Below are 19,100 nucleotides of genomic sequence, written 5' to 3'. Positions count from 1 at the left end.
CGACAGCGCGCTCGTTGATCTCGTCGAGGATGGCATCGGCGGCCTCGCGGTCCAGGGTGTAGTCACCATCGGTCAGCTTGCGCTCGGACCAGGTGTCAGGAACCTGCTTGATCAGTACGACGATGTTAGGCATGGGTCTTCGTCGACCTCCTGTTCTGAATGGCACGGGTGTGGCGGTCGCACGATCGACTGGCCGTACGTCCACAAGTAGCTCGCGATGGAGATTACCCTACGTTAAGTTACTCACCGGTAACTTAGGCTGTGATCTTCTCCATCGGCCGATCCGGCTGCTGCTGTGATATGGGCAACCGCTAACGTCGATCCAATGAGCGAGGCCGTGATACCCACCGAAAACCACACCGATCCCCTGCCTTTGACCGGTGAACGGACGGTGCCCGGAATCGACGAGGAGAACTACTGGTTCCGCCGGCACGAAATCGCCTATGTGCGTTTGCTGGAACGCTGCGCCGGTAAGACCGTGCTGGAAGCCGGATCCGGAGAAGGCTACGGCGCCAATATGATCGCCGGTGTTGCCGCGCGGGTGATCGGCCTCGACTACGACGACAGCGCCGTGGCGCATGTGCGTTCCAAGTACCCGGCCGTGGAAATGATCCAGGGCAATCTGGCAGCACTGCCGCTCGAGGACGAATCCGTCGATGTCGTGGTGAATTTCCAGGTCATCGAACATCTTTGGGATCAGGCGCAGTTCGTCCGCGAATGCCTGCGGGTGCTGAAGCCGGGCGGCAAGCTGCTGATCAGCACGCCGAACCGGATCACCTTCTCCCCCGGCCGCGATACCCCGCTCAACCCGTTCCACACCCGCGAGCTCAATGCCGCCGAACTCAGCGAACTCTGTGTCGAGGCCGGTTTCCAGGTGGAACTGATGGCGGGCGTCTTCCACGGCGCGGCCTTGGTCGCACTGGACGAGAAATGGGGCGGCTCGATCATCGACGCGCAGATCGAGCGTGCGCTCGCGGGCGAGCCGTGGCCCGCCGATCTGACCGCTGATGTCGCCGCCGTGCGCATCGACGATTTCGAGCTGCTCGCGGATTCCGCCTCGGATATCGATGCCAGCCTCGATCTGGTCGCCATCGCGGTGAAACCGTGAGTCGCAAGCAATCTCAGGCGGTGCCGGGCCAGTTCACGCTGGTCCTGCACTCGCATCTGCCGTGGCTGGCGCATCACGGGCGCTGGCCGGTCGGCGAGGAGTGGCTGTACCAATCCTGGGCGGCGTCTTACCTTCCCGTCGCCAAGGTACTGAGAACCCTTGCCGCCGAAGGACGTTCGCACCTGCTGAGCCTGGGCATCACGCCGGTGCTCGCGGCGCAGCTCGATGATCCGCACAGCCTCTCGGCCATGCACCACTGGCTGGGCAATTGGCGGCTGCGGGCCGACGAGGCGTCCATGTCGGGGAATGTGGCGCTGGGCAGCCACGAACATCGGCTGGCCACCGAGGCCATCAATGATTTCGAAACCCGCTGGCGGCACGGCGGGTCTCCGGTGTGGCGCGAGCTCATCGATGCCGAGGCCATCGAATTGCTGGGCGGGCCGCTGGCGCATCCGTTCCAGCCGCTGCTGGACGAACGGCTGCGCAGTTACCAGCTCCGCGAGGGGCTGGCCGACGCGCAGCAGCGCTGGGGCACGACACCCACCGGAATCTGGGCGCCCGAATGCGGTTTCACGCCCGGAATGGAACAGGGTTATGCCGTCGCCGGTGTGACTCATTTCATGGTGGACGGTCCGGCACTGCGCGGCGACACCACCCTCGGACGGCCGGTGTGGGATTCCGATGTGGTGGCTTTCGGACGCGACCTGCAGGTCAGTTATCGGGTGTGGTCGCCGAAATCCGGGTATCCGGGGCATGCCGCCTACCGTGATTTCCATCACTACGATCACGCCACCGGTCTCAAACCGTCGCGGGTGACCGGCAAGACCGTCGAGGGTGCGGACAAGGCTCCTTACGATCCGGAGCTCGCCGCCACGGCTGTGCGGCAGGATGTCGCCGACTTCGTGGCGACCGTGCGCGAACGGCTCATCTCCGAGTCCGCGCGAATCGGCCGGGGGGCCCTGGTCGTAGCCGCATTCGACACCGAACTCTTCGGGCACTGGTGGCACGAGGGACCGCAGTGGCTGGAGCAGGTGCTGCGCGCGCTGCCCGAAGCGGGCATCACCGTCGGCACGCTCGCCGATGCCCGCGCCAATGGATATGTCGGAGAATCCGTGCAGCTCAGCGACTCGTCCTGGGGTTCGGGCAAGGATTGGCGGGTGTGGGCCGGCGATCAGGTTTCCGATCTGGTCGAGCTCAATGCCGAAATCGTCCGGCTGGCGCTGGACACCCTGGACAAGCTGCACGTCGAAACCGGTTCCGGCAGTGGCGAATACGCGGTCGGCGGCCTGCGCAACCGGGTCGCCGATCAGCTGCTGCGCGAAGCGATCCTGACCGTCTCCAGCGACTGGGCGTTCATGGTGTCGAAGGATTCGGCCGCCGGCTACGCACGTGACCGAGCCCATGAACACGCCCACGCGGTGCGCGAGATCGCGGCCGCGGTCGCCGGTGGACAACTCGCCAAAGCAGAGCAGTTGGCGGCAGGATGGTACGCGGCCGACGGATTCTTCCCAGCGCTCGATGCGCGCCGGCTCGGCCCCGCCTCAGAAGGACCCCAATGAAGATCTTGATGGTGTCGTGGGAGTACCCACCCGTCGTAGTCGGTGGGCTGGGCCGCCACGTCCATCACCTGGCCACGGAGCTGGCCGCCGCCGGACACGAAGTGGTCGTGCTGGCCCGGCGCCCCATGGGCAGCGATGCCACCACGCACCCGACGCACTCGTTCATCGAGGACGGGGTGCTGGTGGTCGCGGTCGCCGAGGACCCGCCCTGCTTCGATTTCGGCGAGGACATGCTGGCCTGGACGCTGGCCATGGGCCATGCCATGGTGCGGGCCGGTATCGCGCTCAACAAGCCGGGCATCGGCGAAGGCTGGACGCCGGATGTGGTGCATGCGCACGACTGGCTGGTCGCACATCCGGGCATCACCCTGGCCGAGCACTACGACGTGCCGCTGGTTTCGACCATTCACGCCACCGAGGCCGGACGGCACAGCGGCTGGGTCTCCGGCCGGGTGAACAAGCAGGTGCATTCGGTCGAGTGGTGGCTGGCGCACGATTCCGATGCGCTCATCACCTGTTCGGCATCCATGAAGGATGAGGTCGAGCGGCTCTACACGCCGGAGCGGACGCCGGTCACGGTGATTCGCAATGGCATCGACGTGAGCTCCTGGACCTTCCGCGAACGCGCGCCCCGCTCGGGTCCGCCGCGGCTGCTGTATGTCGGCCGGCTCGAATACGAGAAGGGTGTGCAGGACGCGATCGCCGCGCTCCCGCGCATCCGCAAGGCGCATCCGGGTGCGACCCTCACCATTGCCGGTATCGGCACCCAGATCGATTGGCTGCGTGAGCGCGCCCGCGCCCACCGTGTCGCGCGCGCGGTGAATTTTGTCGGTCGACTGGACCATACGGATCTGCTCGGCTGGCTGCACAGCGCCGACGCCATTGTGCTGCCCAGCCGCTACGAGCCCTTCGGCATCGTGGCCCTGGAAGCCGCCGCCGCGGGTACTCCCCTGGTCACCTCCACCGCCGGTGGTCTCGGCGACCTGGTGACCGACGGCGTCACCGGCGCGTCCTTCGAGCCCGCCGATGTGAACGGCATCGTCGATGCGGTCCGCACCGTGCTCGACGATCCCGCCGCCGCGCAGGATCGCGCCTGGGCCGCCCGCGAACGCCTCACCGCCGATTTCGCCTGGGATGTGGTGGCACAGGAGACCGCACTGGTCTACCAGTCCGCCAAGCGCGGCGTCCGCAATCCGATGGGTCGCCCGGTCATTGTGGAACGTCCACTGCCTGAACGGGATCCGAACCAGCCGTACTGAAGCAACACGCCGAACCAATAGCGGTTCGTAGGGCACACCCTTTTGCCTTGAATTAGAACGTGTTCTAATTCAAGGGTGGGTGCATACGTCACGGGCCATACCGATCCGGCGTTTGAGGCGGTCCGCGAAGTCTTCGAATCGAGCTTCGCGGACGGGCAGAATGTCGGCTGCGCGGTCGCGGTGTACGTGCGGGGCCGACCTGTGGTCGACCTGTGGGGCGGCATCGCGGACTCCCGGACCGGGAGAGCGTGGGAAAGAGATACGCCCTGTATTGCCTTCTCGTGCACAAAGGCTGTCACCGCGACGGCCGCGCTCATGGTCGCCGCGGAACACGGCATCGCGATGGAAGATCCGGTGGCCCGGTGGTGGACCGAATACGGCTGCGCCGGAAAGGAATCCACGGCCACTGCGGATCTGCTGACTCATCGCGCAGGCGTGCCCGCCTTCGATCGGGCGATCGATGCGACCGCAGCCGCCGATGCGGCGGGAATGGCGGCGCTGCTGGCCGCGCAGGCCCCGGAGTGGGCGCCCGGCACTCAGCACGGTTATCACGCACTGACTTTCGGCTGGCTCGTCGGTGAATTGGTTCGGCGCCATACCGATTCGACCGTAGGCGAGTTCACGCACCGGCGGATCTCCCCGAATCTGCATATCGGTGCGGATGCGGACGTCTGCGCGCGAGCGGCACGCTCGGAGTTCCCGCCCGCAGAACAGCAGATATGGCAGGACGAACCGGAGGGCATCGACGCCGCCACTGTCGCCCGAATGTCGGTGGCCTATCGCGATCCGCAATCGATGGTCTTGCGCGCCGTCGCAAACCCGTTCGGCTCCTACAACAATCCCGCGGTACTGGCAGGTGGCTGGCCCGCCACCGGCCTGGTCACGACGGCCCGTGCGCTGGCCGGGTTCTATCGCGCACTGGTGCAGGGCCGATTGCTGCCTCCGAGCCTGCTGCGGGACGCAACTCGCGAACGCGCCCGCGGTACCGACGCCGTGCTCGCGTTGGAGAGCGCCTACGGCCTCGGGTACATGCTGCCGTCGCAGAACTTCATCGTCCCGGAGTCGGCGCGCGCCACCGTATTCGGCCATCCGGGTGCGGGCGGATCGGTCGGTCTCGGCGATTTGGAGAATCAGGTCGCGTTCGCCTTCATTCCCAATCTGCGCCGCGACTGGCTTGCCGGCGACCGCCGCGCGTACCGGCTCATCGAGGCCGTGTACGCGGCGCTGTGAGATCGGTTGGCTCCAGTGACCTTTCACTGGGGTTCACCGGCGGGCAGGCTGATACCACTTGCCCACCACCAGTTTCGAGAGCCAGCCGAAGAGGACGAAGACTGCTACGCCCAGAAGTGAGGCGATGATGATGGCGGCGAAAAGTTGGGGGGATTGCAGGCGGGCGCGGTAGGTGTCGATGAGGACGCCGATGCCGGGTTGGCCTTGTTTGAAGAAGACGTCGCCGACGATGGCGCCTACGACCGAGAGACCGGCGGAGATGCGCAGGCCCGCGAAGATCGCGGGCATGGCGGCGGGGAAGTCGAGTTTGCGCAGGCGGGTGAGGGTTCGGGTGTGGTGCAGGGCGAACAGGTCTCGGTGGGCGGCGTCCACGGACTTCAGGCCGAAGACGGTGTTGGAGACGATCGGGAACAGGGCGATGAGGACGCAGACCAGGACTCGGGCATTGAAGCCGAAGCCGAACCAGAAGCCGATCAGCGGGACCAGGGCCAGAATCGGGATGCACTGCAGGACAACCGCGTAGGGGAAAAGTGCGGTTTCGGCCCAGCGGAACTGGGACATGAGCGTCGCCCAGGCGATGCCGAGGACCGCGGCGATGGCCAGGCCGGTGAGGGCGACAACGGTGGTGCGGCCCAGGGCATCCCACATCTGATCGGAGTGAGTTCCGAAGATGCCCTGGGTGAGCACCTGCTGCGGGGGCGGCATGAGAAAGCGGCGGGACGGGGCCAGGACCGCGTAGGTGATGAGGTACCAGCAGCCGAGCAGCGCCGACAGGACGGCCACCGGTGCGAGCACTCGGGAGGGGCGCTTCATCTGTGTCCTCCTCGGAGCAGATCGCTGATGTGCGCGGCTATTTCATTGAATTCGGGGGTGAATCGCAGCGCACGCTCGCGGGGGTGATCGAATGGGATGGGGATATCCGCGAGGACCCGGCCCGGTCGGCCGGACATGACTACGACGCGGGTGGAGAGGTAGACCGCTTCGGCGACCGAGTGGGTGACGAACAGCCCGGCGAATCGCCTGTCCGCGAACAGCTTTGCGGTCTCGTCATTGAGGTGTTCGCGGGTGATCTCGTCCAATGCGCCGAACGGTTCGTCGAAGAGGAACAGTTCGGGGTCCGAGGTGAGGGCGCGGGCCACAGAGACTCGCATGCGCATGCCGCCGGAAAGCATGTGCGGCAGGTGATCCGCGAATCCGGTGAGGCTCACGCTGTCGATGGCGCGGTCCGCTCGGCTATTACGGTCGGCGCGGTCGAGCTTGTCGAGTTCGCCGGGCAGTGCGACATTCTGGCGGACCGTCCGCCAGGGCAGCAGGGTGGCGTCCTGGAAGACGAATCCGATGCGGCGGGCCTCGATCCGCGCGTGACCGGCGGTGAGGGATTGCAGTCCGGCCGCTACCCGCAGCAGCGTGGATTTTCCGCAGCCGGACGGGCCGACGATACTGACGAATTCGCCTGCGCGGACGGTCAAATCGACCTGTTCGAGTGCGGGGGTGCCGTTTCCGAACACCACCGCCGCCTGATCGAACCCGACGAGTTCCGGTCCGAGATCGGCCCGGACACGCTGCATAGTGGTCATGGCCTGGACCTCACTTGGTCAATCCGATTGTGGGATCGATGAATTCATTGGTGGCGAGCAGGGCGGGGGTGAGCGTGCCCGCCATGGAGACGCCGCCCGAGGCGAAGATCGGCTTGGTGATGTCGAGGATCTCGGCGACGCGGGCTTGGTCGAAATCGCCTATCGCAGAGCCTGTTCCATTGCCCACGATGCCGTCGGCCAACATGGACTTCACCGCGAACTCGGCATTGTCCTCGTCGTAGGCCCAGCCCGTGTTGTAGGCCGAGACCGCGTCGACGATGACCTTGTTCGCGGCGTCCGGCGAGCCGAGGAAGTCGACCTGGCTGCGCTGCAGGACCGGGACGAGCTTCTTCAGGCAGGCCGATTCGCTCGCCAGATCACCGGTGCGCACAGCAACGGTCGACTTGTAGGTGGGGAAGCCCGCGTCGGCCACGAGTTGGTAGGCCACCGGCTTGTTCCACGCCTGCACCTGGTGCTCGTACACGTACGGCTCGGTGCTGGAGAAGCCCTGCTGTGCCGCTTTCCCGCCTGCCGCAACAAAATACGAGGGTGTGCCGTCGTAGCTGGAATCGACCTGGCCCTTGTCGAGAATGCCGGAGCCGGTCAGATAGTCCATGTACGCCTCGCCCTGGAAGTACAGCACCTTCGCCTTGGCGGCCTTGAGATCGGCGATGGTTTTGACCTGCGGGTAGGTGGCAGGATCCCACATGATCATCTGCGGGCTCTTGACCATGGGCGCGAAGACGCTGGTGACCGGCGCGGAGGACGAGGTGGACACCGCCTGTTCGGTGTCGACCGAGCCGAGCATGATGTCGTGGTCCTGATACATGCGGGACATGACCGGCTGGAAGCCGATTGCCGGTCCGCCCGCGCGGATTTCGATATCCACGCCGGTGTACTCACCGTGCGAGAAGAGCGGACCGCTGACCGATTTGCTCCCGGCGTCGATCTTCGGGTGCGCGCTGACCAGATTGTAGAGAAAGCCGAACTCCGACTCCGGATTCCAGCCGCTCTGCACGACGATCTTGGCCGGGCAGACGTCCTTCAGGTTCACCGAGCCGATGGGCCCACTGAATCCGGAAGCCGCGGTGCTGTCGGAAGAAGAGGAACACGCGGCCAGTGAGCCGACCGCAGCCAGGGCCAGGGCGGCGGCGCCTGCCCGGCTCCACCACGCGGTCATCGGACCTGCTCCACAGTCTGTGCGAGCGCGGCAATCTCGGCGGTCGCGGCAACCTCTGCAGCTGCAGCAGTCTGTGCGGTTGGGGCAGTCTGTGCGGTTGGGGCAGTCTGTTCAGTCTCGGCGCTCGCAGCAGTCTCAGCGGACGCCGCCGTCTGGGCGGGCGCGGCGGAATCGGTGAGGCTGTAGGACCAGCCGCTGTTGGGAAGCTGGGTGGAGAGCGTGACCTCGTCTTCCACCTCATCATCGGATTTGCCCTGTGCGAGAAGTCGATACGGGTCGACGCGGCGTTTGAATTCGGCCTCGGCCTGCGCCCACGGCTTCATTCCGCTGGCGAGCAGTGTCGGCGTGTGCGTATTCGCGATCACCAGCCCGGCCTCTTGCAGGCGGCGGGTGACCTCTGCCAGATGCTCCTGGCTCTGGAAGTCCCACACCGGAGATCCCTGCGCGGACAGTCCGCCGTCGAACCGCTTCATCTCCACATGGGTCGGGCCCAGATCGGCGAACTCCTCACAGACCTTCATGATCGACTCGTAGAGACCGTCCTGCGGGTACAGCGCCAGCAGGCCGATGAGGCTGCGGTTCTTGCGCTGGAAGTGCATCATCGAATGGCCCCACGTGTATTCGTAGAGCGGGAGCCGGTACGGGCCTGCCTCCTCATCGGATCGGTTGCGGAGCTCGCCGCCATTGTCGGCCACCAGATCCGCCACATTGGGCATGCTCTGCTCGGCGGCCATCATGAGCACCATCGAATGCCCCTCCGGGACGAACCTCGCCAGGTCGGGGTAGAGCGTGGGCAGCGGATGTTGTTGCGGCGAAACCACTTTCTTCAGCACGCCCTCGCTCTTGCAGACGTCGATGGAGAAGCGGACGGCCTGGGCGAATTCGGGGAAGGAAATGATCAGCTCCTGCCATTTCCAGGCCGGCGCGGTCGGCAATTCCACCTCGGTGATGATGCCGGTGGCGCCGTACGCGTGATGCGCGATATTGACGTCGTCGCCGATCAGCTCGATCAGCTGCGGCTCCTCCTCCACCGTCATGACCTCGATGCCGGTGATATTGCCGCGATCGCGCAGAATCCCCCACTGGCAGCTGCCGATTCCGGCGTGGCCGCCCGCGACATAGCCGCCGATGGTGGCCTTGCGGGTGGTGGAGGGATGCATGCGCAATTCCCACCCGGTGGGGCGGATCTCGGCGTCGATATCGGTGATGATCGTGCCGCACAGGGCCCGGACCGTGCCGAACTTCTGGCCGACGACGCCCACGATGCCGGTGACATCGATGACCGCGCCGCCGGTCAGCGGAACGCCCTGGCCGAACTGGCCGGTGCCGCCGCCCCGGATGGTGATCGGAATGCGATGGCGCGCACAGGAAGCCACGACGGTGCGCAGTTCGTCCTTGGATATGGGAGCGATGTAGATGTCGGCGAGCAGCCCGCGCAGGACCTCGCGCAGCAACGGGCTCTGTGCGAAGCGGTCACGGCTCTTGGCGCGCAGTATGCGCTCGTCCACCGAATGCTCGATCTCACCCAGATCGGCGACAAGACTCTCGATCGGTGAGAAGTCGACGGATGCGGACATGGTTGTTCTCCTTCTTCCTGGCGGGAATGGTTCAGACGGCGCTGTACAGACGGGAAACCCGTGCACCGCAGTCTTTTTCGAGGACCCGGTCGCGATCGGCGGTGCCGCCGCTGACGCGCTGACCGCCGACGTACACATCGGTGATGTCGGCGGCCGACAGTGTGAGCACCGCGAACGGCCACAGTTCGGCGGCCGGCAGGTGGGTGTAGGGCGCCGGCGGATCGCAGACCACAAAATCGGCGGCCTTGCCGACTTCGAGACTGCCTGCGAGATCATCAACGCCGAGCACGGCGGCGCTGTCGAGGGTGTGCATGCGCAGCACCGTGCGGGCATCGAGCACGGCCGGGTCCTGTGCCGCGGCGCGCAGCAGGTAGAGGCCGGTGCGCATGTTCTGGAAGGGATCCGCGGTATCGGCGCTGGCCTGACCGTCGACGCCCATGCCGATCCGCAGACCGGCGGCGCGATAGCCCGGGATATCGGCGATCCCGGAGCCGAGCCGGCCGTTGGAGAGCGGATTCCAGACCATGGCGGCGCCGGCGCGGGCGGCGGTATCACGAATATGCGGGGTGGTGTGGATGAAGTGGGCGAAGACGGTGTCGGGGCCGAGGCGATCGGCGGTCACCAGGTCCTCGAACGAATGCTGTTGTTCGGCAGCCACTGCCGGGTCTTCGAGATAGTGCGCGTGCAGGCCGAGACCGAGCTCGCGCAGGATTTCGCTCTCGCGGCGCATCTGCGCGACGCTGTGCAGGGCGGTGGTGTTCACCGAGATCGCGGGCACACGGTGCCGATCCTCGGCGATGAGATGCATGAATTTGTCCAGCTCGCTGAGGCGTTCGTCGGCCGAAAGCCACAGCGGCGGCGAGAACGAATACACTGTCCGCTGCGGCCCGTCGAGGGCCGCCTGCCACTGCTCGGCGGGACCACCGCCGAACTCGTGAGTGTGGTTGCACACCAGGGTGATTCCGTGGCGCAGCAGATCGTGCTGGCCATGCCTGGTGAAGGCGTACATATCACCCGATTCCATGGCCGCGCCGAATCGCTTGTGCAGCTTGCCGATCCAGCCCATGGTCGAGCAGCCGTCGGCGACGCCGCGGAAGACGCTCTGCCACAGGTGGCTGTGTGCGGAGACAAATCCCGGGAAGACCAGGGCGCCGCCGAGATCGACGACGGCCTCGTGCTCGGACCGCGGCTGGTAATCGCCCGCGCCGGTCTCGATGAGGATGCCCGCCTCGTCGGCCACGAAGTAGCCGCGGTAGGGATCCAGGCTTTCGTCGTGCACCGGAAAGACGACGGCGTCGGTGAACACCGTGCGATGGGTCATCTGCTGCCTCCGATCCCTGGATGCCAAAACGTTTCAGCACCCGTGCGAAACAGCTTGCGCGCCGCAGATTTCGCCGGCGTGAACACGCTTTACGACCGTGTTGCAAAAACGTTTTGGCAGAGCGTGTAGCATCGAGCAGCGAGTTGATCAGCGCATTGAGGTGAGGAGACAGGGTGGCCGGTTCCCGACCCACCATTCGCGATGTCGCGGGAGCCGCCGGAGTATCGGTCGCCACCGTCTCGCATGCCCTGAACGGCAAGGGCCGCATCGACAGCCGCACCCGGGAACGCATTCAGCAGATCGCCGCCGACCTCGGCTATCAGGCCGATCCCCGGGCCCGCGCGCTGCGCACCGGCGCGGGCAATACCCTCGCCATTGTCGCCTCGCTCATGTCCGATGAGAGCGCCGATCGCGACAGCCGGCTCGACTGGTACATGCGCACCGCCGTCGCCGCGGCCGCCGAAAGCCTTGTACAGGGGTATGCCCTAACCCTCGTTCCGCCTTCGGATCAACAGAATTGGGTGCAGAACCTCACCGTGGACGGCGTCCTGCTCGTCGATCCCGATCCCGACGACGGACTGGTCACCGCGCTCATCGACCGCGGGCTACCCGTGGTGCTGATCAGTGGGGATACCGAAAGACAGGACGTGGCAACGGTTTCACTGGATCGTGGCAGCGCCGTGGAGTGCGCAATGAGTCATTTCCTGGCACGCGGATACACCCGCCCCGCGCTCATCGTCGACTCCAGCCGGCGCCAGACCGCCGCCGGGACGCACCGCGCATTCCTGGATTGGTGTGCACGCCAGGGCATTCCGCCACGAGTCGGAATCGCCGACGCAGGTGACGCGCGCGTCGCAGCCGGACACCAGGCCGCCACCGATCTCCTGCAACGCTTCCCCGACACCGACTGTGTCTATGCCCCACTCGATTCGATCGCCCGCGGCGTCTCGACAGTACTCACCGCAACAGGCCGCAACATCGCATTGATAACCGCCGACGGCATGATCGCCCGGCTGAGCCACCCCCCGCTCACCGCCGTGAACACCAAACGCGAAGACCAGGCCGTCGCCGCCACCCGCCTGCTCATCACCCAGATCCGCACCGGAATCCGACCGCCCTCAGAGGTTTTCACCGCAGACCTCATTGTCCGCGACTGAGCAGGCACCGACCATGTCCGCCGGACGTGTTTCGCCGACCTGCACCGTGGAGGTGCTGTCCGCCGAGTCCTGAACCATCAACCACCGAGGATCCAGCGGCGGCCGGGCGAGGCGGCACCGTCAGTTGAACGGACAGCCCGGGTTCGGTGCGTCTTCGGAGAGCGGGCTACCGGTGGGCAGCACATAGAGCACATCGAGAATCTGCGGCTCGGCGCCCAGGTTGCGTTCGATGTGGATATTGCCCGTGCCTGCCCGCTCGACGAAGGTGGTTCCCGGGCCGCCGGTCATATCCGATTCGCAGGTCGCGTCGAAGTGGCTCATCTGCCCCTGCCGCAGCACCGCGTACAGGGTGCCGTCATGGTAGTGCCAGCCGGTGGAACCGCCTGGGGCGATGGTGATTTCGCGCAGAATGTAATCGGTGCCGCCGACGGTGGTGCGCGTCAGAATCACCCCGGTGACGCCGTCGGGCGGGGTGGCCTGCGCGATGCCCGCGATCGAACCGATCAGGGCGAGCGCGGCCAGACCGGCAAAGGCACTGCGGAGACCGATATTCACCGCCACAGCGTAATCCGGGCCCGGTGCTACCCGAGCTTCTTCAAGGTCTTCTGCACGGTCAGGAAAGTGCGGGTGGTGATGTCCTTCCCGTACTTCTTCTCCAGCCACTGCATGAAATTCGTGGTATTCGGATTGGTATTGTCGATGACCGACAGGATGGCCGCCGAGGGCTTGTCATAACCGAGCACGCGCACCGTCTCCTCCGTATTCGCACCGGGCGGGCCCGCCTCGGGGTCCTTGACGAACGTCACCGTCAGATACGTTTCCCGGCAATGGGTCAGCCCCGTGAACGGGTCGGTATCGACCAGCGCCTGCAACTGCTCACGACTGCGAATCAAAGTCCCGCCACCGATACCGAGCTCCGCCTGCAACGCCTGCTGAATCCGATCCTCCAGCGTAGCCATATCGGTCTCATCGCTGGAAAACACCAGATTCCCGCTGGACAGCAACGTACTCACCTCCCCGAACCCCAGCCCCTCGAATACGCCGCGCAACTTGTCGTTCTTCATATTCGGGTTGGCGGGCATGATCCCGCGCAGGAAGGCGGCATAGCGACTCATGCCGCCGACCGTACCGGGCGGATACGACAATGGCCGGGCATCCGAGCCCGGCCATTCGTCATCGGCGCTGCGCTCAGGGATACAGCGCTATGCGGTGACGCCGTTCTTTTTGCGTTCGATGTCGGCGAGGGCGGCCATGTGGGCGGCGCGGGCTTCGGCGGCGGCGTCCCAGGCGTCCTTGCGGTTCTTGACTACTCGGGCGGGGGCGCCGACTGCGATGCCGTAGTCGGGGACTTCGCCCTTTACTACAGCGTGGGCGCCCAGGACGCAGCCGCGGCCTACGCGGGTGCTGCGCAGGACGGTGACCTTGGCGGCGATCCAGGTGTCGGGGCCGATGCGGACGGGGGACTTCACGATGCCCTGGTCTTTGATGGGCAGGTTGATGTCGTCGGTGACGTGGTCGAAATCGCAGATGTAGCACCAGTCGGCGACCAGGGTGGATTCGCCGATTTCGATATCGAGGTAGGTGTTGACGACATTGTCCTTGCCGAAGACCACCTTGTCGCCGATGCGCAGCGAACCCTCGTGGCAGCGAATGGCATTGCCGTCACCGATGTGGACCCAGCGGCCGATCTCCAGGCGGGCCAGGTCCGGAGTGCAGTGCACCTCGACATTGCGGCCCAGGAAGACCATGCCGCGCAGCACGATGTGCGGGTTGGCCATCTTGAACTTCCACAGCCGGTAGTACCGCACGATGTACCAGGGCGTGTAGGCCCGATTGGCGAGCACCCACTTGGCCGAGGCCACGGTCAGGAAACGCGCCTGCTCCGGATCCTGGCGACGCGACCCGCGCCAACGCGCACTCAACGGCGCGCCCCACATGCTCGTCACGAACGACTCCTGTATTCCGCTGGGCCGGTCCACCGCCCCGATCGGGCAGGGCAATCTCAGCTCCCCACCATATGACTTCCCTCATACGCCTGCTGACGCGGGGATTACAACTCACGCCGAGCGGGCTCCGCCGGGCCGTGCCACACAGCCCATCAAATCATCCGCCGCATACGCCAGCGGCGTGCAAGGCGGGTGCAAGCGGGGTTCGGGAGGGTGAGGTTGCACGGTTCGTGTAGCTGTAGAGCCCTATTGGGAGATTGAGGCCTTGGTTATGTTGCGAATTGCCATCATCGGTGCGGGGCTGGGTGGACTCTGCGTGGGTCAGGGGCTGCGTAAGCACGGGATCGCGTTCGATATCTACGAGAAGGATCCGAGCCCGAGTAGCCGGACGCAGGGCTATCGCATTCGGATCGACGAGACCGGACAACGCAGTCTCGAACAGTGCCTGCCCGCGGATCAGTACGAATTGTTCCGGGCAACCTGCGCGGTCGCGACGACCGGCGGGCAGTTCATCGACCAGGAGATGAACGAGATCGCTGGGCGCGCGGTCGAGACCTGGCGGCCTTCGGAATTGGAGGACGCGCAGGCCGAGGAGGCGCCGGGTGATCTGAGCGCGAATCGGCTGACGCTGCGTGAGGTACTGCTGCACGGGATTGCCGACCGTGTGCACTTCGGCAAGGCCCTGAGCCATGTCACCGAGACCGATGACGGCGTGACCGTGCACTTCGAGGACGGCAGCACCACGGTCGCGGATGTGGTGGTCGCCGCGGACGGGGTCAATTCGGTCATCCGCCGCCAGCGGCTGCCGCACGCCGAACCGGCCGACACCGGTGCGGTCTGCCTCTACGGCACGACGATCCTCACGGGTGCGCTGGGCGACACCATCCCCGTCGACCTGCTGACCGGAACCTCGGTCGTCTTCGCCGACGGCTTTGTGGCCGTGCTCGACTCGATGACCTTCCGGCAATCCCTTTTCACGCCCGAGAACGGGCTGACGCCGGTCCCCGACTACCTGTACTGGGCCGTTTTCGGGCCGCGTACTCGATTGGGACTCGACGCCGACGGCGATCCGGATCAGGATGCGCTCGCCGTCATCGAACAGGCGACCCGCGACTGGCATCCCGCGCTGCGCGAAATCTTCGCCAACACCGACCGAAACACCGTGGCCGCCATGACCGTTCGCACCGCGGCCGCGCCGGAACTCCGGCCGGCCGGTCGCGTGACACTGCTCGGCGATGCCATTCATGTGATGAGTCCGGCGGCCGGGCTCGGGGCGAACACCGCGCTGCGGGACGCCGCGACACTCACCGATGCGCTGGCCGCGGCGCAGGGCGATCTGATTGCCGCTGTGGCCTCCTACGAGGCCCAGATGCGGGCGTACGCGGCCGAGGCGATTACCGCATCCCTGGCCGGCACCGCCGTACTGGCATCGAACGCCTGATTCGAATCCACGGAAACCGCTGGAGCACGGCCTGTGTGGATCCCGGCCAAATACGTGCCGGGATGACGGAAGGTCAGTGCGCGCCGTGACCATCCATGCCGGGCATCTCCATGCCCGGCATGTTCGTCTCACCCATGCCCGGCATATCCATCTGCATCGGTGCGGGCTGCTGGCCCGGGGCCAGGACGAGGAATTGGCCCATCATGCCCTGGTCTTCGTGCAACAGCAGGTGGCAGTGATACATGTACGGATAAGTCGGGTCGCTGTGGCCGGCGAAGCGCATGGCGAGCAGGTAGGTGGGGCCGGGGGTGGTGTAGACGGTGTCCTTCCAGCCGGCGAGTTCCGGGGGCGGGGCCTGGCCGTCGATGGAGATGACCTGGAATTGGACGTCGTGGACGTGGAAGTTGTGCGGCCAGTTGTCACTATTGCGGACCGACCAGACCTCGGTGGTGTCCACGGGGATGGTCATGTCGATGCGGTTCATATCCATGCGCTGGTTGTTGATCATGTGCCAGCGCAGGTCGAAGGTGCGGGTCGCGGGAGTGCCGGGGGCGACCAGGGCGGGGAGGGCGACCAGCGAAGCGGGTAGGGGTGCAGCGGGTTTCAGCTTCTGATCCGGCTCCAGACTCAGGATGTCGAAGGTGTCGTCGAAGCCGAAGGCGGTGGCCTTGCTGATGCCGGCGCGCTGTTCGATCGGCAGGGAACGCAGGGTGACGGGTTCTCCCCCGCGCAGGCTCACGACGATTTCGACACGCTCACCGGGGCTGATCTGGATGGCGTGCAAGGGAACCGGCGCGGTGAGCAGGCCGCCGTCGCTGGCGACAATTTGGAATTCGCGGTTGTCGGAGAACGCCAGGCGGTAGATGCGGCCGGAGGAACCATTGAGAATGCGCAGGCGCACCCGCTCGGTGCGGACGGGAAGATGCGCTCCGGCAATGCCATTGGTGAGGATGGTCTTGCCGAGCAGGCCGATATCGGACGGATCGGATTCGTCCAGTGCGCCTTCGGGAGTGAGGCGGCGGTCCTGGATGATGAGCGGAATATCGTCCACGCCATATTCTTTGGGCAGATCCAGAGCCGACGACTCGTCGTCTATGAGGAATATGCCCGCGAGTCCGCGATAGACGTGCTTCTCGGTGGCTCCATGCGGATGCGGGTGGTACCAGAGCGTCGCGGCCGGCTGATCCACGGTCCAGCTGGGCTGCCAGGTGCCGCCGGGCTGGATGGTCTGATGCGGGCCGCCGTCGCAGCTGGCGGGGACGTGCATGCCGTGCCAGTGCACGGTCGTCGCCTCCGGCAGCGCATTGTGCACGGTGAAGGCCACCGTCTCACCGCGCTTCGCGCGCAGCGTCGGGCCGAGGATGGAGCCGTTGAATCCCCAGGTGGGCGTGGACTTTCCGGCGAGGATCTCGGTATTGCCCGCCTGCGCCCGCAGGCTGAAGCGGCGAATACCGTCGGAGCCCACCGTGGACGGGGCCGGCGGCGGGATCGGCAACGGTCGCGAACCGGCGACCGCGGGGCTCGAGGACCCGGACCGGGTGCAACCAGCGGTGAGAGCCACCGATGCCACGGCGAATCCGGTGAGAAAGCCTCGTCTCGAGACCACAGCGCACTCCTTCGATCGATACCCCTCCAGCTTCGTTTGCCGACCGGTTGCTTTCGCTCCTCCGAAAGGTCCGAGACCGGTCCGGTCCGCTCCTCCCAGCGGAGGAGGCGGAGCCGATCGAAACGTGCTAACCAGCGGTTTTACCGGCGCGCCCAGCCCTCCCCCGGACCGTGCCGCAGTCCTCGTCCCCTACCGTGGGGGCGTGAACGAGATCCGGACGCGGCAGCACTTGGAGACGGTGGTGCGCTGCCTGCCGCTGGTTCTGGTCCCACTGCTGCTGGCGGCGAGCACCTTTCCCGGGGAGTACCGGGTGCCGTGGGTTTACTGGGTATTGGCCATGGCCGCGAGCCTGGTGTTCGCGCTCGGAGCCAGGTGGCCGCTGACAACCTCGATCGCGATGTCGGCGCTGGCGATCCCCATGTTCCGGATTCCCGCGTGGGGACTGTCGGGGCTGGTGCCGTTCCTCGGGGCGATCGCACTGGTGGATGTCGTGCGCCGCACACATCGCACCGCGGCCGTAGTGCTCGCCACCGTGTGCTGGGCCGCCGCGGTGGCGTTCGGGCGCTGGAGTCAGCACGATCCCACGCTGTCACGGGCGTCGCTGATTCTCGAGGTGAGCACCTATGTCGGGCTGCCGCTGCTGCTCGGGCTGTATCTGCGCGGGCAACGCCAGTTGGCGGCCAATCTGGCCCTGCGCGCCGCCGATGCCGAAAACCGGCGCGCCGAAGCCGAACAGCGCACGCGATTGGTCGAACGCGGCGCGCTGGCACGGGAATTGCACGATCTCGTCGCGCACCATATGGCCTCGATCGTGCTGCGCATCGGCGTCGCACGGCATGTGGTGGCCGAGGCCGATCCACGGGTGCGCGCGGTGCTGGACGATGTGCACGGCACCGCCTCGGACGCGCTCACCGATATTCGGCGGCTGCTGACCGCGCTGCGGGATCCGGCGCTCGGTGAAGTCGCACTGGTGGATTCGGACGCGGCGCGCACCGAGATCGAGGCGGCGGTCGAGCGGGTGAAGGCGGCCGGGTTCGAAGTCACCGCCGAAATCCGTACCGGGGTGGACGGATTGGATGCCATCGGGCGGCTCACGCTGCTGCGGCTGGTGCAGGAATCGCTGACCAATGTCATGAAGCACGCACAGCCCGGTGTGCCCGTCCTGCTCACCATCGACGGCGAGGACGGCGGTATAGCGGTGCGGGTGCGCAGTGCCGCAGCCGACCGAGCCGCGAATCCGCCGACCGGGCACGGCATTATCGGCATGCGCGAACGGGTGGAACTCGCGGGCGGCCGAGTCACCGCCGGCGCCACCGGCTCGGAGTGGATTGTCGATGCCTGGCTGCCGAACGGGGAGAACCGCGAATGATCACCGTATTGCTGGTCGACGATCAGCGGCTGGTGCGCGCCGGACTGCGCATGCTCATCGAATCCACCGATGATCTGAGCGTGGTCGGCGAGGCCGCCAATGGGGTCGAGGCCATTCGCCTCGCGGCCGAACTCGCGCCCACGCTGATTCTGATGGATCTGCGCATGCCCGGTTTGGACGGAGTCGCCGCGACGGAGGCCATTGTGCGCGCCGGTTCCCGCGCGAACATTCTGGTGCTCACCACCTTCGATGACGACGATCATCTGTTCCCCGCGCTGGCGGCGGGCGCGACCGGATACCTCGTCAAGGACACCGAACCCGCCGATCTGCTGACCGCCATCCGGCGCACCGCCGAGGGCGACATGCTGTTCTCCCCACCGCTGCTGCGGCGCTTGGTCGATCGGGTCGTCACCACCCGGGAGGCGGCGGAACCCGTTCCCGTGCAAGCGGATCTGACGCCGCGCGAGCAGGAGGTGCTGGTGCTGGTCGGCGACGGGTTCAGCAATCAGGAGATCGCCGACGCTCTGCATCTGGGCGTCACCACCGTCAAAACCCATATCGGCAATCTCATGGAGAAGACCGGTTGCGACAACCGGGTGCGGCTCGCCGTGTACGCGCATCGAACCGCCCGGACCCCACCGCGATAGCGCATCCCGAAACCCCGCCTCGTTATGCCCGCAGACGCGCTCCGCACCCTGGACGCCCGCCCGCCGGGACGCGCGAATCGGTGCTCCGCACGGGGTATCGGTCCCGGCCGCAGGCGTCGAAAG

The 19,100-nt window shown here is 66.3% G+C and carries 17 protein-coding genes and 1 pseudogene; 8 read left to right on the top strand and 10 right to left on the bottom strand.

Going from position 1 to position 19,100, the window contains the following annotated elements; translation table 11 throughout:
• Positions 1-133 (bottom strand): annotated as a pseudogene (locus JWN03_RS28120) (electron transfer flavoprotein subunit beta); the annotation flags it as partial.
• Between the two features lie 192 nt (positions 134-325).
• Between JWN03_RS28120 and JWN03_RS28115 the strand changes: the two are divergent.
• From JWN03_RS28115 to JWN03_RS28100, 4 genes are all read left to right on the top strand, one after another.
• Positions 326-1,108, top strand: a complete 783-nt coding sequence (locus tag JWN03_RS28115) for a class I SAM-dependent methyltransferase (protein WP_297621369.1) — start codon at positions 326-328, stop codon at positions 1,106-1,108.
• Entirely contained in the window at positions 1,105-2,667 is a 1,563-nt protein-coding gene (locus tag JWN03_RS28110; protein WP_297621367.1) for a glycoside hydrolase family 57 protein, read from the top strand. The genes JWN03_RS28115 and JWN03_RS28110 overlap by 4 nt, the downstream gene beginning before the upstream one ends.
• On the top strand, positions 2,664-3,926 hold the full coding sequence (locus JWN03_RS28105; protein WP_297621365.1) for a glycosyltransferase family 4 protein: 1,263 nt from the start codon (positions 2,664-2,666) through the stop codon (positions 3,924-3,926). The genes JWN03_RS28110 and JWN03_RS28105 overlap by 4 nt, the downstream gene beginning before the upstream one ends.
• 75 nt (positions 3,927-4,001) lie before the next feature.
• Positions 4,002-5,156 (top strand): serine hydrolase domain-containing protein, encoded by a 1,155-nt coding sequence (locus JWN03_RS28100; protein ID WP_297621363.1) that lies wholly within the window; start codon positions 4,002-4,004, stop codon positions 5,154-5,156.
• A 33-nt stretch (positions 5,157-5,189) separates the two neighbouring features.
• Here the strand turns inward: JWN03_RS28100 and JWN03_RS28095 are convergent, their stop codons facing one another.
• Genes JWN03_RS28095 through JWN03_RS28075 form a run of 5 tightly spaced genes read right to left on the bottom strand, consistent with a single transcriptional unit; the run spans position 5,190 to position 10,811 of the window.
• Entirely contained in the window at positions 5,190-5,969 is a 780-nt protein-coding gene (locus JWN03_RS28095; protein ID WP_297621361.1) for an ABC transporter permease, read from the bottom strand.
• Positions 5,966-6,733 (bottom strand): ABC transporter ATP-binding protein, encoded by a 768-nt coding sequence (locus tag JWN03_RS28090; protein WP_441343068.1) that lies wholly within the window; start codon positions 6,731-6,733, stop codon positions 5,966-5,968. Before JWN03_RS28090 ends, JWN03_RS28095 begins: the two co-directional genes overlap by 4 nt.
• Positions 6,734-6,743: 10 nt before the next feature.
• Entirely contained in the window at positions 6,744-7,913 is a 1,170-nt protein-coding gene (locus JWN03_RS28085; RefSeq protein WP_297621359.1) for an ABC transporter substrate-binding protein, read from the bottom strand.
• A complete protein-coding gene (locus JWN03_RS28080) occupies positions 7,910-9,490 on the bottom strand; it encodes an FAD-binding oxidoreductase (RefSeq protein WP_297621356.1) in 1,581 nt (526 codons plus the stop codon). Before JWN03_RS28080 ends, JWN03_RS28085 begins: the two co-directional genes overlap by 4 nt.
• A gap of 31 nt (positions 9,491-9,521) precedes the next feature.
• On the bottom strand, positions 9,522-10,811 hold the full coding sequence (locus tag JWN03_RS28075) for an amidohydrolase family protein (protein WP_297621354.1): 1,290 nt from the start codon (positions 10,809-10,811) through the stop codon (positions 9,522-9,524).
• Positions 10,812-10,984: 173 nt separating this feature from the next.
• Here JWN03_RS28075 and JWN03_RS28070 point away from each other — a divergent pair, with 173 nt between their 5' ends.
• The gene (locus JWN03_RS28070) at positions 10,985-11,968 is read left to right on the top strand and encodes a LacI family DNA-binding transcriptional regulator (RefSeq protein WP_297621352.1); all 984 of its coding nucleotides are present in this window, start codon (positions 10,985-10,987) and stop codon (positions 11,966-11,968) included.
• A 120-nt stretch (positions 11,969-12,088) separates the two neighbouring features.
• Here JWN03_RS28070 and JWN03_RS28065 read toward each other — a convergent pair whose 3' ends face one another.
• The 3 genes from JWN03_RS28065 to JWN03_RS28055 form a co-directional block, all read right to left on the bottom strand.
• Positions 12,089-12,523, bottom strand: coding sequence for a cupin (locus tag JWN03_RS28065; RefSeq protein ID WP_297621350.1), 435 nt, complete (start codon positions 12,521-12,523; stop codon positions 12,089-12,091).
• A 26-nt stretch (positions 12,524-12,549) separates the two neighbouring features.
• On the bottom strand, positions 12,550-13,083 hold the full coding sequence (locus JWN03_RS28060) for a DUF1697 domain-containing protein (RefSeq protein ID WP_297621348.1): 534 nt from the start codon (positions 13,081-13,083) through the stop codon (positions 12,550-12,552).
• Positions 13,084-13,170: 87 nt separating this feature from the next.
• Positions 13,171-13,914 carry an acyltransferase gene (locus tag JWN03_RS28055; RefSeq protein ID WP_297621346.1) on the bottom strand — a complete coding sequence of 248 codons (744 nt, stop codon included), beginning with the start codon at positions 13,912-13,914 and terminating at the stop codon, positions 13,171-13,173.
• 271 nt (positions 13,915-14,185) lie between these two features.
• Here JWN03_RS28055 and JWN03_RS28050 point away from each other — a divergent pair, with 271 nt between their 5' ends.
• A complete protein-coding gene (locus JWN03_RS28050; protein WP_297621344.1) occupies positions 14,186-15,355 on the top strand; it encodes an FAD-dependent oxidoreductase in 1,170 nt (389 codons plus the stop codon).
• 73 nt (positions 15,356-15,428) lie between these two features.
• Here JWN03_RS28050 and JWN03_RS28045 read toward each other — a convergent pair whose 3' ends face one another.
• The gene (locus tag JWN03_RS28045) at positions 15,429-16,961 is read right to left on the bottom strand and encodes a multicopper oxidase family protein (RefSeq protein WP_297621342.1); all 1,533 of its coding nucleotides are present in this window, start codon (positions 16,959-16,961) and stop codon (positions 15,429-15,431) included.
• Positions 16,962-17,163: 202 nt separating this feature from the next.
• On the opposite strand from JWN03_RS28045, the gene JWN03_RS28040 reads away from it, so the two are divergent.
• Complete coding sequence (locus tag JWN03_RS28040) at positions 17,164-18,330, top strand: sensor histidine kinase (protein ID WP_297621340.1); 1,167 nt, start codon at positions 17,164-17,166, stop codon at positions 18,328-18,330.
• Positions 18,327-18,977 carry a response regulator gene (locus JWN03_RS28035; RefSeq protein WP_297621338.1) on the top strand — a complete coding sequence of 217 codons (651 nt, stop codon included), beginning with the start codon at positions 18,327-18,329 and terminating at the stop codon, positions 18,975-18,977. The genes JWN03_RS28040 and JWN03_RS28035 overlap by 4 nt, the downstream gene beginning before the upstream one ends.
• Positions 18,978-19,100 lie beyond the last annotated feature (123 nt).

The organism is Nocardia sp. (assembly GCF_025465275.1).
GTDB lineage: Bacteria > Actinomycetota > Actinomycetes > Mycobacteriales > Mycobacteriaceae > Nocardia.
The sequence above is the reverse complement of the archived record's forward strand: the minus strand, read 5'-3'. Positions and strand labels throughout refer to the sequence as shown.

Excerpts from the sequence above, each read along its gene's own strand:
- JWN03_RS28080 (WP_297621356.1), bottom strand. The coding sequence starts at position 9,490 with ATGTCCGCATCCGTCGACTTCTCACCGATCGAGAGTCTTGTCGCCGAT.
- JWN03_RS28115 (WP_297621369.1), top strand. The coding sequence starts at position 326 with ATGAGCGAGGCCGTGATACCCACCGAAAACCACACCGATCCCCTGCCT.
- JWN03_RS28075 (WP_297621354.1), bottom strand. The coding sequence starts at position 10,811 with ATGACCCATCGCACGGTGTTCACCGACGCCGTCGTCTTTCCGGTGCAC.
- JWN03_RS28095 (WP_297621361.1), bottom strand. The coding sequence starts at position 5,969 with ATGAAGCGCCCCTCCCGAGTGCTCGCACCGGTGGCCGTCCTGTCGGCG.
- JWN03_RS28035 (WP_297621338.1), top strand. The coding sequence starts at position 18,327 with ATGATCACCGTATTGCTGGTCGACGATCAGCGGCTGGTGCGCGCCGGA.
- JWN03_RS28105 (WP_297621365.1), top strand. The coding sequence starts at position 2,664 with ATGAAGATCTTGATGGTGTCGTGGGAGTACCCACCCGTCGTAGTCGGT.
- JWN03_RS28085 (WP_297621359.1), bottom strand. The coding sequence starts at position 7,913 with ATGACCGCGTGGTGGAGCCGGGCAGGCGCCGCCGCCCTGGCCCTGGCT.
- JWN03_RS28090 (WP_441343068.1), bottom strand. The coding sequence starts at position 6,733 with ATGACCACTATGCAGCGTGTCCGGGCCGATCTCGGACCGGAACTCGTC.
- JWN03_RS28050 (WP_297621344.1), top strand. The coding sequence starts at position 14,186 with ATGTTGCGAATTGCCATCATCGGTGCGGGGCTGGGTGGACTCTGCGTG.
- JWN03_RS28060 (WP_297621348.1), bottom strand. The coding sequence starts at position 13,083 with ATGAGTCGCTATGCCGCCTTCCTGCGCGGGATCATGCCCGCCAACCCG.